Genomic DNA, 13,042 nt, shown 5'->3' with positions numbered 1-13,042 from the left:
CTTCTTGAAATTAAAGGATTTGATTGAGAACATTGATGTTTTAGAAACAAATGTTAAGGATTTTGATAAAGACATAACTGATATTGCGTACAATTCGAAGAATGCCAAAGAAGGCTGTGCTTTTGTGTGTATAAAAGGTTTTAAGGCAGATGGTCACGAATATATCGATGAAGCAATCCAAAACGGTGCATGTTTGGTGGTTGTGGAGGAGTTTTTTGACACATCTAAAATTGAGGGAAAAATTGACTATATCAAGACTTCAAATACACGTAAAGCCCTTGCTGTGATGTCTGCAAACTTTTTTGGTCATCCTTCGAAGGACTTTTTGCTGATTGGTGTGACAGGCACAAACGGCAAAACTTCAACAACGTTTATGATAAAGTCCATCCTTGAGGCAAATTCGCAAAAAGTGGGGTTGATTGGTACAATCAAGAATATGATAGGTAGCAGAGAAATTGAGGCTCAGCATACAACGCCTGAGTCTTATGACCTACAAAAGCTCTTTTGGCAGATGAAAAATGAGGGTGTTGACAGTGTTGTAATGGAGGTATCTTCGCACTCTCTTGAGCTTTTTAGGGTATATGACTGTGATTTTGACGTTGGAGTTTTTACAAACCTTACACAGGACCATTTAGACTTTCATGGAACAATGGAAAATTATTTTGCTGCAAAGTTGAAACTTTTCGGTATGAGCAAAAAAAGGGTTGTAAATGCCGACGATAGGTGGGGAAAAAGGATTATCGAAATGTATCCTGACAGTGTGACATACGCCAAAGACAGCGATGCCCAGGTTTGTGCAAGAAATATTAAGCTTTTTGTTAACAAAAATCAATTTGAGCTGTGGTACAATGGCGAAAAAGAGGAGATAACACTTAACATCCCCGGTCTTTTTTCAATTTACAATAGCCTGGCTGCTTCTGCATGTTGTATTTCGCTTGGTATCAAGCTTGATACTATAAAAAAAGGGCTTGAAAATCTAAAAGCTGTGCCAGGCAGATTCGAGATAGTTGAGTCAAACGAAAAGTTTACAATTGTGATTGACTATGCACACACACCAGATGGGCTTTTAAACCTTATGAAAACAGTAGATGAGGTAGCAGAGGGTAGAAAAGTGCTGCTTTTTGGATGTGGAGGAGACAGAGACAGGACAAAAAGACCAATTATGGGCGAGATTGCTGGAAGGATGGCAGATTTTGTGATTGTTACATCTGACAATCCACGAACAGAAGACCCGCTCAAGATAATTGCTGATATCTTGGAAGGGATAAGAAAGACAAATGTTGAGTATATGGTCATACCCGACAGGTATGAGGCTATTAAATATGCCATAAAGAACGCAAGGGAAAATGATTTTATTGTCCTTGCCGGGAAAGGACATGAAACTTACCAGATTTTAAAAGATAGAACTATACCGTTTGATGAGAGAAGAATAGTTAAAGATATCTTAAAGGAGTTAAGAGAATGAACCTGTGGCTTTCTGAGATAGCAAAAGCTATAAATGGCGAACTTAGAAACTTTTCTAGCGATGTTCTTGTTAAAAATTTTTCAATTAATAGCAAAAATATAGGAAAAGATACTTTGTTTATTCCTTTAAAAGGAAGCAGATTTGACGGGCATGATTTTGTCAAAGAAGCACTGCAAAACGGTGCAATTTCGTTTATTTCTCAGAAAGACTTTGAGGATATAAAAGTACCTTATATTAAAGTGCAAGATTCACTTTTAGCACTGCAAAGTTTGGCTTGTTATGCAAGAAGAAAATTAAACGACTTAAAGGTTGTAGGAGTTACTGGAAGCGTGGGTAAAACCTCAACAAAAGAGTATATATTCAATGTATTGAGCCGAAAGTACAAAGCTTTTAAAAACCAGGGCAACTTTAACAATCACATAGGTCTTCCAATTTCTATTCTGAACATGCCAGATGATACACAGGTTGCTGTATTTGAAATGGGCATGAGCAATTTTGGTGAGATTTCTAAACTATCTCAAATTGCAAAACCTGATATTGGGATTATTACAAATATTGGTGTTGCCCACATTGAAAATTTAAAGTCACGGTACAACATTTTTCTTGCAAAGTCAGAGATTCAGGATGGAATGCCGGAAAGTGGAATATTGATTATAAACAGCGACAATGACATCTTGAACCTTCACAAAAAAGAACTCAAAAGAAAGGTTGTTACCATTGGGATTGAAAACGAGAGCAATTTCAGGGCGCAAAACGTGCAAAGACATCAGAATGGATTTTCGTTTGAGGTAGGAGGCTACACCTATTTCATAGAAAGCTTTAATTTTCATGACATTTATAACTCTCTTTTTGCAATTGCAGTAGGGACAATTTTAGAGGTAGACAGGCAGCTTGTGAAAGAAGCAATCCGCCAAAAGGAGAGGCTAAAAAGAAGGTTTGAGGTTATCAAAAAAGGAAGCATTACTGTTGTGGATGATACTTACAACGCAAGCACGCATTCGATGCTGTCTGCCATAGACAGCATATGCGAGTTTGAAGGAAAAAAGATATTGGTGCTGGGCGACATGCTTGAACTTGGCGAGTTTTCTGAAGAGGAACACAGGAAAGTTGGCAGATACATATTGCAAAAGCCGATAGATGTTGTCATATGTACGGGGAAAGATGCAATTTATATATTCGATGAAGCAAAAAAGAAAGAGGGCTCAAGAGCATATTTTGTTTCAAAAGATGAGTGTTTAGATGTTTTGAAACGAGAAGTTACAAGCAATTCCACAATCCTTTTTAAGGCTTCGCGGGGTGTAAAACTGGATGAAGTTGTAGATGAATTTCTCAAGGAGAGGTAAAAGATGCTTGACATTGACACAATACTTGCAATAATAATTTCATTTTTGATTGTCTTAATTGTTATGCCAATTGTAATTCCCTTTTTAAAATATTTAAAATTTGGTCAGGTTGTGCGTGATGATGGGCCAAAAACACACCACAAAAAAAGCGGTACACCCACCATGGGAGGGCTTGTTATAGGTCTGAGCATTATTGTAACATCGCTAATTTTTTACAAAAAATATCCTGCAGTTGGAGCTCCGCTGATAGCAACAGTTGCGTTTGGTCTTATAGGTTTTATAGACGATTTCATAAAGGTAGTGTTAAAAAGGTCGTTGGGTCTTCGCGCACGCGAAAAGCTGGTACTTCAATTTTTAATCAGCATAACCTTTTTATATGTCATACAAAAACACTTGGGAAGCAACGTTTATCTGCCAGTTGTAAATAAGTACATTGACTTGAAATGGGCATATGTTCCTGTGATGTCAGTTTTAATGGTTTTCACTGTAAATGCTGTAAACCTTACAGATGGGCTTGACGGCTTGGCAAGCGGTGTGACAATGATAGTCTCTTTGTTTTTAGCCATTATCTCAATATTTTCAAGAAACCATGATATGGCAATATTTAGCGGAGCTATTGTGGGAAGCTGCATGGGATTTTTGAGGTACAACGCCCACCCGGCAGTTGTGTTTATGGGAGATACAGGATCTTTGATGCTTGGAGGAAGCATCTTTGCAATTGCTGTGATGTTAAAACAGCCTGTACTTGTTTTGGTTATAGGTGGGCTATATATAATAGAGGCAGTATCAGTAATGCTTCAGGTATTGTATTTTAAGCTCACAAAAAAGAGGATATTTAGAATGGCACCTTTGCACCATCACTTTGAACTTTTGGGCTGGGATGAGGCAAAGGTTGTTGTTGTGTTTTGGATATTTACAATTCTGTTTTGCCTTCTTGCCTTGGCAATGATACAGCTGAAAATTTAGGAGTTGGAGGTTTTTAAAATTGGATTTGAAAGGGAAAAATGTTCTGGTGGTAGGCCTTGGTAGAAGCGGATTGGCTTCTGCGCGGTTTTTAAAAAAACATGGTGCTTTTGTGATAGGTTTTGATGAAAAAGCAGAAGACCAGTTCAAAAAAGAAGATAGGAATTGTGCACAAGAGCTACTTGATGAAATCTATTATTGTGAGATTCCTGATGAGGTGATAGACAGGGTCCAGCTTGTTGTTGTAAGTCCGGGCGTGCCACTTAGCAAAAGACCTTTGGTGCTTGCTCACAAAAAGGGTGTTGAGGTCATTGGTGAGATTGAGCTTGCGTACAGGTTCTGCAAAAGTAAAAATATTGTTGCCATCACCGGTACAAATGGCAAGACAACAACCACAACTCTTGTAGGAGAGATTTTAAAAAAGCAGTATGAGGATGTAGTTGTATGCGGAAACATTGGTCTTCCCTTTATTGATACGGTAGAAACATCAAGTGAAAATACTATTTTTGTGCTTGAGATATCAAGTTTTCAGCTTGAAACAATTAAGTACTTTAAACCAAAGGTTGGGTGTATTCTCAATATCACTCCCGACCATCTAAACAGACACATGACAATGGAGAATTATATAAAAGCAAAGATGAGAATATTTGAAAATATTGATGAAATGGGATATACAGTCCTCAACTATGACAACAACGTGACTCGTGACTTAATAGGATTGGCAAAGGGAAATGTGATAGTGTTTTCAAAAACAAAGACTCAGTTTGAAAATGTGGTGTTCGTCGAAAATGATGTAATCTATTTTACTTTTGAAGGAAAAACGCAAGAGGTTATGAAAAAAGATGAGATATTTATCCCAGGTCAGCACAATTTAGAAAATGCTCTTGCGGCAATTAGTTGCACTTTGCCGTTTGGAATAGAAAAAGATACCATTGAGCAGGTTCTCAAAACCTTTAGAGGTGTTGAACACAGGATAGAGTTTGTGGCAGAGATAAATGGCATAAAATTTTATAACGATTCAAAAGGTACAAACACCGATGCTGCTGAAAAGGCAATCAGCGCTTTTAAAAACCCAATAATTTTAATTGCCGGAGGGTATGACAAAGGAGAAAGTTTTGAAAAGTTTGTAAGCTTGATTGCCAAAAGGGTTAAAAAAGTATTTTTGCTCGGTCAGACAAAACATAAGATTGCCAGTGAGCTTGAGAAAATTGGGTATAAAAACTTTGAGCTTGTGTCCACCTTGAAAGAGGCAGTTAGAAAGAGCTTTGAAAGTGCTCAAAATGGTGATGTTGTACTTCTGTCACCTGCGTGTGCGAGCTGGGATATGTTTGAAAACTACGAACAAAGAGGAAGGATGTTTAAAGAATATGTAAGAGAGCTTTTAACAACAGGGATGTGAATGTTGAAAATGGAAAAGAAGATGATTGACTATCCGCTTTTGTATATTACTCTTTTGCTTTCGCTAATTGGGGTTGTGATGATATTTAGCGCAAGCTATTACTACGCATATTATCAGTTTCACGACAGTTACCATTTTTTAAAAAAACAAGTAATAGGTCTTGTGCTTGGTTTAATAGTAATGTATATAACAAGTCAAATTGACTACAGAGTGTGGAAAAAGTTTGCTGTTATGCTCTATATAATAGCTGCAATATCGCTTGTAGCAGTTTTGATTCCGGGCATAGGCAAGCTTGTGAACAACGCACGCAGATGGATTGACATTGGTCCTATTCAGTTTCAGCCATCAGAACTTGCAAAATATGCTCTTGTGATAACACTTAGTACGTATTTTGACCATGTTGAAAAACCAAAGTCAAGGTTTAAAGCTTTTATCATTTCAATGCTTTTGACAGGGCTGTTTTTTGTCCTTATATACAAAGAACCAAACATGAGCACATGCATACTGATACTTGGTATTTCAATGCTCATGCTCTTTGCTTGGGGGTTAAATCTTGGATATTTTGTCACAATGGGTGCTTTGGCTGTACCAGTTTTGTATTACCTCACAACAAAAGAGCAGTACAGGGTTGAAAGAATTCAGGCGCTTTTTAACCCGTGGGCAGACCCAACAGACAAAGGATACCAGATAATTCAGTCGCTGTACGCAATTGGCTCTGGTGGACTTTTTGGCATAGGACTTGGTCAGAGTAGGCAAAAGCTACTGTACATTCCTGAACCCCACACAGATTTTATATTCTCAATTTTATGTGAAGAGCTGGGGTTTGTTGGAGCTATATTTGTGATAGTCCTATTTGTACTTTTTGTATGGAGAGGAATTGTTATTGCGCTAAATAGCCCTGACAGGTTTGGCACGCTTTTAGCGTTTGGCGTCACAAGCATAATAGCGTTGCAGGCAATCTTGAACATTGCTGTTGTTACAGCTTCAGTGCCGGCAACAGGTGTGCCACTACCTTTTATAACATACGGGGGAACTTCAATAGTGTTTCATCTTTTTGGTGTAGGGATATTACTGAGCATTTCAAGAAGAATCAAGGTGATAAAATGACGCAAAGAAATAAAACTTTGATATTAAGTGGTGGCGGGACAGGAGGGCATATTTACCCTGCAATTTCTGTTGCTGATTGTCTTAGGAAGACTGATAGTCACTTGAACATTATCTTTGTTGGGACAAGGGAAGGACTTGAAGCAAAGATTGTACCAGAGGCGGGATACAGTATAGAGTTCATAGAGGTAAAAGGTCTCAAAAGACAGCTAAAAGTAGAAAATATCACTGTAGCAACAAAGTTTTTAAAAGGGTTTTGGCAGGCAAGGAAGATATTGAAGCGATATAATCCAGCTTGTGTATTTGTAACAGGGGGTTATGTATCACTTCCTGTTGCGTTTGCTGCAAAGAGTTTTGGAATAAGGATTATCTTGCACGAACAGAATGCTTTCCCGGGTCTTGCCAACAGAATAATTTCAAGGTTTTGTGACAAGGTCTTGATAAGCTTTGAAGAGAGCAAAAGATATTTTAAAAGAAGCAAAGATGTCATTTTGACAGGAAATCCTATCAGGCTTGAGATTTTGAATTACAATCAAAGCCAGGCAAAACGTGAGATTGGAGCAGATAGCAAGACCACCGTTTTGATAGTAGGTGGAAGCAGAGGTGCAGAAAACCTAAACAGGGCAGCGATAAGACTTGCAAAGTCTTTTGAAGGTAACAAGGATGTACATTTTATCCTTTCGACAGGTGAGAAGAAGTTTGATGATGCAAAGAGTTATGCCGAACAGTTGAATGCGGGGGCAAACATAAGTCTGTATCCGTACATTAAGGAAATGCCAAAATATCTTGCTGCTGCTGACGTTGTTATCTCAAGAGGTGGTGCTATAGCCATCTCAGAGATAACTGCACTTGGTAAGCCAAGTATAATTGTTCCATCACCGTATGTTGTTAACAACCATCAAGAGTACAACGCAAGGGCTTTAGAAAAAGAAGGTGCATGTTTTGTCGTGCTTGAAAGTGAGCTTGAGGGTGATAAGCTCAGAATTCTTTTGGAAAAGCTTATATATGATAAACAGCTATATACTTCAATGCAGAGAAAAAGCAAAAACCTTGGAAGACCTGATGCAACCGAGAAAATAGCGAGGTTATTGAGGGAATATATCAAATAAGTTTTTTGTAACAGCCAATGCAGTTTAAGAATAAAATAATATGCGACGGTTTGCTAAATAAAAGTTTGGAAGTAAAAATGCAAAAACTTATCATATATGGTCCAGCAAAGCTCCTGGGAGAGATTGAGATTGAAGGTGCAAAAAATGCAGCACTTCCCATACTGACAGCTTCTATTTTAGCCCAAAACAAAGTTATTATCACAAATGTACCTGATATTGCTGATGTGAGACATACAATAGAGATTCTTGAATATCTTGGGTGCAAGGTTTTGTTTGAAAACAATACAGTGGTGGTAGATAGTAGCTCAATTAAAAGATTTACCATTCCAGCTGAGTATGCAAAGCTTATGCGGTCAAGTGTACTTTTTATGGGAGCACTTTTGAGCAAGTTCAGAAGAGCAGAACTATCTAATCATCCAGGGGGGTGTGAGATAGGGCAAAGACCAATTGACCTTCACATCTCAGCTTTTAGACAGCTTGGGATAGAGGTATTTGAACATAATAACAGAATAATGTGCCGCTGTGACAAAGTTAAAGGCAGTGAAATTTTTTTGCCAATTCCCTCAGTTGGAGCAACAGAAAATATAATTCTTGCTTCCATATTTTGTGATGGCGAGGTAGTGATAAAAAATGCGGCAAAAGAGCCAGAGATAACTGACCTTTGTCATTTTTTAAATAAGCTTGGTGCAAAGATTAGAGGTGCAGGTACACACATAATTAAGATTGAGGGTGTGAAAAGGTTAAAGAGTGAAGAGGTAGTTCACAAGGTTATTCCTGATAGAATTGTAGCAGGGACGTACCTGTGTGCAGTTGCTGCATGTGGCGGTGAAGTGGTTTTAAAAAATGTATTTCCAAGACACTTAGATTCAATTTTGCACATACTCAAGAATAGCGGATGCAAAATTAAAGAGTCAAAGAATGAAATTTGGATAAAAAGAGAGGAAAGATTAAAAGGCGGTCAACGGATAACCACACATTATTATCCTGGTTTTCCCACAGACCTTCAGGCTCCTGTTTGCAGTGCGTTTGCAGTTGCAAACGGAGTTACAATAATCAAGGAGACCATCTTTGAAAACAGGTTCAAACACGTACCCGAACTTGTCAAAATGGGTGCTGATATACATGTTGAAAAGGATATTGCAGTGATAAACGGTGTTGAGAAGTTAAGAGGTTGTAAGGTTTTTGCACGTGATTTGAGAGGTGGTGCAGCACTTTTTGTAGCGGGGCTTTCTGCTCATGGAGTAACAGAGGTTATGGATGCAGACTACATCGACAGGGGATACGAGAAGATAGAGGAAAAATACTCTTTGCTTGGTGCAAAGATTCTGAGAGAAAAAGGTGAGTGAATATTTAAAAATGGGTAGATTGAGTGTAAAGATTAGTGTATTATTAATGTTAGGGGTTGTATTTTCTCTTTTTATTTTTAATTTGGACTACTTTGATGTGAAAAATTTCAGTATACATAATTTGCAAAGAGTTAAAAAAAATGATATTATAAAAATAATACAGCAATATCAAAACCAGAACATATTGAGTGTGAACACAAAGGAGCTCAAACAAAAGCTTTTGGAAAATCCGGAAATAGAAGATGTTGTAATAAAAAGAAAGCTGCCCGATACCCTTGTAATTTATGTGTACGAAAAATGGACAGTTGGTCTTATAAAATATTTAAATTCGTATATAGAAATCGACAAAAAAGGGTATGTAATAAGAATAGAAGGAGATTTACCACAAAATTCGATTGTGTTCGAAGGGCTTAAAGTAACTCAAGCAGCAGTTGGCAAGAAGATTATGGTCACAGATGAAGTGCTCTTGCAAAAGGCAATTGATGTAGCTCAAGGTCTTTTACGTTTTAATGCACTGAAGGTTTTTAAGGTAGAAGAGCTCATCGTACTTTTGAAAAACGTTAGCGACGTTCAACTTAAAATGGACAAGCTAACTATAAAGCTTGGAGACGGGTCAGATATAGATTACAAATTGAGATTTTTAAAAAGTGTATACGATAAGTTGCCAAAAAATGTTGAAGGTATTATCACACTAAATTCTAACGGTATTGCCACTTTTAGTCCAAATACTGGGGAGGACAATTGAAGAAATATGAAAGTAAAGATTAAAAAACCAACTGGTGGACAGGTCGCTATTGCTATTTTGTTATTAGTTTTAGGGATTTTGATATCTATGCAGATAAAGAGTGTCAGGCAGAGCAACGAGTTAAAAAACTTGGAAAAAGCAAGAGCCATTGAACTTGCTGAACAGATAAATCAGCTAAGAAAAGAAAATGTAAGCCTCCGCCAGCAGATTTATGATTTGGAGAAAAAAATCAAAGAGTATCAGGACTCAGCAGCAAGTATTAGCAAAACAACCGAGCTTTTGAAAGAAGAGCTTGACAAGGTTAAGATTTTGGCAGGGCTTACCGATGTAGAAGGACCCGGTATCATTATTACACTTGACGATAGCAAAATACCTGCCCAGCCCAATGTTGACCCGAACAGTTTTCTGCTGCATGACTCTGACATTTTGCAGGTGATAAACGAGCTTCGGGCAGCGGGAGCTGAGGCAATAGCGATAAATGACCAGAGAGTGGTTTCAACAACCGAGATAAGATGTGCAGGACCAACCATAAGTATAAACAACACAAGGTATTCTGCCCCGTACATAATAAAGGCAATCGGAGACCCTAAGATTCTTAAAAATTCTCTTGAGATGCGGGGAGGTATCATAGACCTTTTAAAGGAATTTTCTATAGAGGTTAAGATTGAAGAAGCTTCAAAAGTTGTGATTCCACGTTATACTGGAAGCTTGAAATTCAACTACGCAAAGATAAAGAGTGAAGGAAGCTGATGAAAAGATGATAGTTCTTATAATTGCTCTTTTGGTTGGAATATTGATAGGGCTTTTTATCCCAATAAGTATACCGCAAGATTATTCATCCTATGTGGCGGTTGGTCTTCTTGCAGCACTTGATTCCATATTTGGTGCTCTGAAGTCCAATCTAAAAGGTGATTTTAAGATTGACATATTTATTTCAGGGTTTGTGGGTAACACCCTCATAGCCATGCTTCTTGCTTACATGGGCGACATGCTTGGTATTCCGCTGTACCAGGCAGCGGTTGTGGCTTTTGGTGTTAGGATTTTTCAAAATTTTGGGGAGATGCGAAGAAGTATCTTGATAAAAAACAAGAGTTTTTCTAAGGAGGAGAAAAACCAATGATTAGTTTTGACACAGAAAAGATGACTGTTGCGCAATTAAAGGTTATTGGTGTTGGCGGTGCGGGAAACAATGCAGTCAATAGAATGATTGATGTTGGAGTCTCTGGTGTAGAATTCATAGCTGTAAATACCGACAAGCAGGCTCTTCAGCGTTCAAAAGCGCATTATAAGATTCAGATAGGTGAGAAGATTACAAAAGGACTTGGAGCTGGAGCAGACCCCGAGATTGGAAGAAAAGCTGCAGAGGAGAGTAAAGAGGATATAGCACAGGTTTTAAAAGGTGCAGATATGGTATTTATCACAGCAGGAATGGGCGGCGGTACAGGTACGGGTGCTTCACCTGTTGTTGCTGAGATAGCAAAAGAGCTGGGGATATTAACTGTTGCTGTTGTTACAAGACCGTTTAAAAGTGAGGGTGCAAAACGAAGAATTAACGCAGAAAAAGGAATAGAAGAGCTGAAAAAGATTGTTGACACAATAATTATTGTGCCAAACGACAGACTTTTCATGCTTTCGACAAATAAAAGTCTCAAAATCTCCGACGCGTTCAGAATGGCTGACGATGTGCTAAGACAGGGTGTTCAGGGAATTTCTGATATTATCTTGAATGCTGGGCTTATAAATGTCGACTTTGCAGATGTGAAAGCTATCATGATGAACAAGGGATATGCGCACATGGGAATAGGCAAGGCAAAAGGTGATGAGAAAGTACTCAAAGCTTTAGAGCAGGCAATCAACAGCCCGCTTCTTGAGACTTCAATAAAAGGTGCGAAAGGCGTTCTTGTAAACTATACAGGAAATCCAGAAGAGCTTCTGCTTGACGAAATTGAAAGAGCAAACGAGCTTATTTCTTCCGAAGCTGATGAGAATGTCAACTTTATAATGGGTATTGTGTTCAATGAAGAGATGAAAGACGAGGTGCAGGTCACTGTCATTGCAACAGGCTTTGACACAACAAATGAACAGCAGCCATCTGCCCAGCCAAACAAAGCTACATTGCCAAAGAGCGGTAGCCTGCAGAATCTGTTCCAGGACGACGATATATTTGAGATTCCAATATTTTTGAAAAACAAAAAATAAAATAAACAAACCCCCTTGCTTCACACGGCAGGGGGTTATATTTTTACTTCTTCAATCATTTATTTATAGGATGTGAATAACTATCAAAGAGTAATTTCAATAAACTTGTTTGTTTTGTCAAGGGCAAAGGTGGCTTTCTTGTCTTGGCATGTGATTTCATAATCTCCCATATACCCTGAAATGTTTACCATACCATGTTCATCAGTAATCAAGCGCACCTGGTCAGTCCACCACTCACCTTTTATGAGCTTGTAGAGCTCATAATATATGGGTTTTACCCTACCATCTTTGGTTATAAATCCAGAAGGTGCGTTGAGCCACTCTCCGTCCACAAAATTCCACCACGTGATAGCTTCAACCTTTGGATGGGCAAAAAGTGTTTTGTAATGCAACGCAGCTTCCATCGCCTGTCGTTCTTCACCTTCAGGTGTGCTTGGCCACTCATCCACTTTATAGTCATTTAAATCCTCAATTTCTGGTGGCATAAGATTGCCTGAGATAATAGTGGTTTCTGTAAAGTGAATGGGCAGGTTAAAACGAGAAAATCTTTCCAATATTTCTTGAGTCTTTTCAACTCCCCAATACCCTTGATGCATATGCGATTGAATTCCTATTGCATCAATTCTAACTCCTGCCTCGAGCAATCCTTCAATTAAAATTTCGTATGCTACAGAGGTATTAAAATCGTTTATGAGAAAAATTCCGTGTGGGTTTGCTTCTATTGCTGCAGCAAACACCTCTTTAACAAGGCGTATTCGCCCAAGTTCTTTGCATATCCTTGTAATACCATTGTCGTATTTGTTGAATATGGGCATAATCACAACTTCATTTATTACATCCCACATGTCAATTAAGCCCGCAAACTCACTTACTTCTCGCCGAATTCGCTCAAGCTGAGCATCTAATATTTGCTGGTTGTTCATCTCAAGTAGCCACGGAGCTGTGAGAGTGTGCCAGCAAAGAGGATGACCTTTTACAGTGCATCCTTTGCTTACGAGCCAATCTGCTGCTTTTTTAAGCCTCAGAGTGTCAGGTTTGCCTTTAACTGGTTCAAATCTTGCCCAATAAAACGGCAGAGTGGCAAAATTGAAAAGGTCCAAGAACTTTTCAAAAACCATTTCAGCCTTTTCCTTTTCTTCTCCTTGAAGCTCGTTATTGGCAAAAGGTACTACTGAGAATTCTGCGCAGCCAAACAAAAATTTGTGTCTTGTTTGCTTGACAACCACCTCTGTATTTTTTAAAGGAGTGCCGTCAGCTTTGCTGATTTTCAACACAGCTGTACTTTTGCGATGCTCATAATTAGCCATAAACGTTTTCCTCCCTTATTTTTATTAGAGTCGATTCACGAAAAATTGTTAACAATGAAATC

12 protein-coding genes are annotated in these 13,042 nt (G+C 38.3%); 11 read left to right on the top strand and 1 reads right to left on the bottom strand.

What is annotated here, in order from left to right; translation table 11 throughout:
• Window positions 1-4: 4 nt before the first annotated feature.
• The 11 genes from CALHY_RS09675 to ftsZ all read left to right on the top strand — a co-directional run bounded on the left by CALHY_RS09675 (window position 5) and on the right by ftsZ (window position 11,673).
• Window positions 5-1,465 carry a UDP-N-acetylmuramoyl-L-alanyl-D-glutamate--2,6-diaminopimelate ligase gene (locus CALHY_RS09675; protein WP_013403778.1) on the top strand — a complete coding sequence of 487 codons (1,461 nt, stop codon included), beginning with the start codon at window positions 5-7 and terminating at the stop codon, window positions 1,463-1,465.
• Window positions 1,462-2,808 (top strand): UDP-N-acetylmuramoyl-tripeptide--D-alanyl-D-alanine ligase, encoded by a 1,347-nt coding sequence (locus CALHY_RS09670; RefSeq protein ID WP_013403777.1) that lies wholly within the window; start codon window positions 1,462-1,464, stop codon window positions 2,806-2,808. Before CALHY_RS09675 ends, CALHY_RS09670 begins: the two co-directional genes overlap by 4 nt.
• A 3-nt stretch (window positions 2,809-2,811) precedes the next feature.
• Window positions 2,812-3,774 carry a phospho-N-acetylmuramoyl-pentapeptide-transferase gene (mraY, locus tag CALHY_RS09665; protein ID WP_013403776.1) on the top strand — a complete coding sequence of 321 codons (963 nt, stop codon included), beginning with the start codon at window positions 2,812-2,814 and terminating at the stop codon, window positions 3,772-3,774.
• A 19-nt stretch (window positions 3,775-3,793) separates the two neighbouring features.
• Window positions 3,794-5,170: a UDP-N-acetylmuramoyl-L-alanine--D-glutamate ligase gene (murD, locus tag CALHY_RS09660; protein ID WP_013403775.1), complete on the top strand. Its 1,377-nt coding sequence runs from the start codon at window positions 3,794-3,796 to the stop codon at window positions 5,168-5,170.
• 21 nt (window positions 5,171-5,191) lie between these two features.
• Window positions 5,192-6,277, top strand: a complete 1,086-nt coding sequence (ftsW, locus tag CALHY_RS09655; protein ID WP_041723431.1) for a putative lipid II flippase FtsW — start codon at window positions 5,192-5,194, stop codon at window positions 6,275-6,277.
• Complete coding sequence (gene murG / locus CALHY_RS09650; protein ID WP_013403773.1) at window positions 6,274-7,383, top strand: undecaprenyldiphospho-muramoylpentapeptide beta-N-acetylglucosaminyltransferase; 1,110 nt, start codon at window positions 6,274-6,276, stop codon at window positions 7,381-7,383. The genes ftsW and murG overlap by 4 nt, the downstream gene beginning before the upstream one ends.
• Window positions 7,384-7,460: 77 nt before the next feature.
• Entirely contained in the window at window positions 7,461-8,729 is a 1,269-nt protein-coding gene (murA, locus tag CALHY_RS09645; protein ID WP_013403772.1) for a UDP-N-acetylglucosamine 1-carboxyvinyltransferase, read from the top strand.
• Window positions 8,730-8,739: 10 nt separating this feature from the next.
• Complete coding sequence (locus CALHY_RS09640; protein ID WP_041723176.1) at window positions 8,740-9,474, top strand: cell division protein FtsQ/DivIB; 735 nt, start codon at window positions 8,740-8,742, stop codon at window positions 9,472-9,474.
• Between the two features lie 6 nt (window positions 9,475-9,480).
• Window positions 9,481-10,224, top strand: coding sequence for a DUF881 domain-containing protein (locus CALHY_RS09635; protein ID WP_013403770.1), 744 nt, complete (start codon window positions 9,481-9,483; stop codon window positions 10,222-10,224).
• Window positions 10,225-10,231: 7 nt separating this feature from the next.
• Window positions 10,232-10,594: a small basic family protein gene (locus CALHY_RS09630; RefSeq protein WP_013403769.1), complete on the top strand. Its 363-nt coding sequence runs from the start codon at window positions 10,232-10,234 to the stop codon at window positions 10,592-10,594.
• A complete protein-coding gene (gene ftsZ / locus CALHY_RS09625; RefSeq protein WP_013403768.1) occupies window positions 10,591-11,673 on the top strand; it encodes a cell division protein FtsZ in 1,083 nt (360 codons plus the stop codon). The genes CALHY_RS09630 and ftsZ overlap by 4 nt, the downstream gene beginning before the upstream one ends.
• Window positions 11,674-11,756: 83 nt before the next feature.
• On the opposite strand, the gene CALHY_RS09620 is transcribed toward ftsZ, so the two are convergent.
• Entirely contained in the window at window positions 11,757-12,980 is a 1,224-nt protein-coding gene (locus tag CALHY_RS09620; RefSeq protein ID WP_013403767.1) for an endo-1,4-beta-xylanase, read from the bottom strand.
• Window positions 12,981-13,042 lie beyond the last annotated feature (62 nt).

Origin of the sequence: Caldicellulosiruptor hydrothermalis 108 (genome assembly GCF_000166355.1) — a bacterium.
In the GTDB taxonomy this organism is placed as follows: Bacteria; Bacillota; Thermoanaerobacteria; order Caldicellulosiruptorales; family Caldicellulosiruptoraceae; genus Caldicellulosiruptor; species Caldicellulosiruptor hydrothermalis.
This window is presented reverse-complemented; position numbering and strand designations above follow the sequence as displayed.

Bases quoted from the DNA above. Each gene is read 5' to 3' on its own strand.
- CALHY_RS09620 (WP_013403767.1), bottom strand. From the start codon at position 12,980: ATGGCTAATTATGAGCATCGCAAAAGTACAGCTGTGTTGAAAATCAGC.
- CALHY_RS09630 (WP_013403769.1), top strand. From the start codon at position 10,232: ATGATAGTTCTTATAATTGCTCTTTTGGTTGGAATATTGATAGGGCTT.
- CALHY_RS09635 (WP_013403770.1), top strand. From the start codon at position 9,481: ATGAAAGTAAAGATTAAAAAACCAACTGGTGGACAGGTCGCTATTGCT.
- mraY (WP_013403776.1), top strand. From the start codon at position 2,812: ATGCTTGACATTGACACAATACTTGCAATAATAATTTCATTTTTGATT.
- ftsW (WP_041723431.1), top strand. From the start codon at position 5,192: ATGATTGACTATCCGCTTTTGTATATTACTCTTTTGCTTTCGCTAATT.
- murG (WP_013403773.1), top strand. From the start codon at position 6,274: ATGACGCAAAGAAATAAAACTTTGATATTAAGTGGTGGCGGGACAGGA.
- ftsZ (WP_013403768.1), top strand. From the start codon at position 10,591: ATGATTAGTTTTGACACAGAAAAGATGACTGTTGCGCAATTAAAGGTT.
- murA (WP_013403772.1), top strand. From the start codon at position 7,461: ATGCAAAAACTTATCATATATGGTCCAGCAAAGCTCCTGGGAGAGATT.
- CALHY_RS09670 (WP_013403777.1), top strand. From the start codon at position 1,462: ATGAACCTGTGGCTTTCTGAGATAGCAAAAGCTATAAATGGCGAACTT.
- CALHY_RS09640 (WP_041723176.1), top strand. From the start codon at position 8,740: ATGGGTAGATTGAGTGTAAAGATTAGTGTATTATTAATGTTAGGGGTT.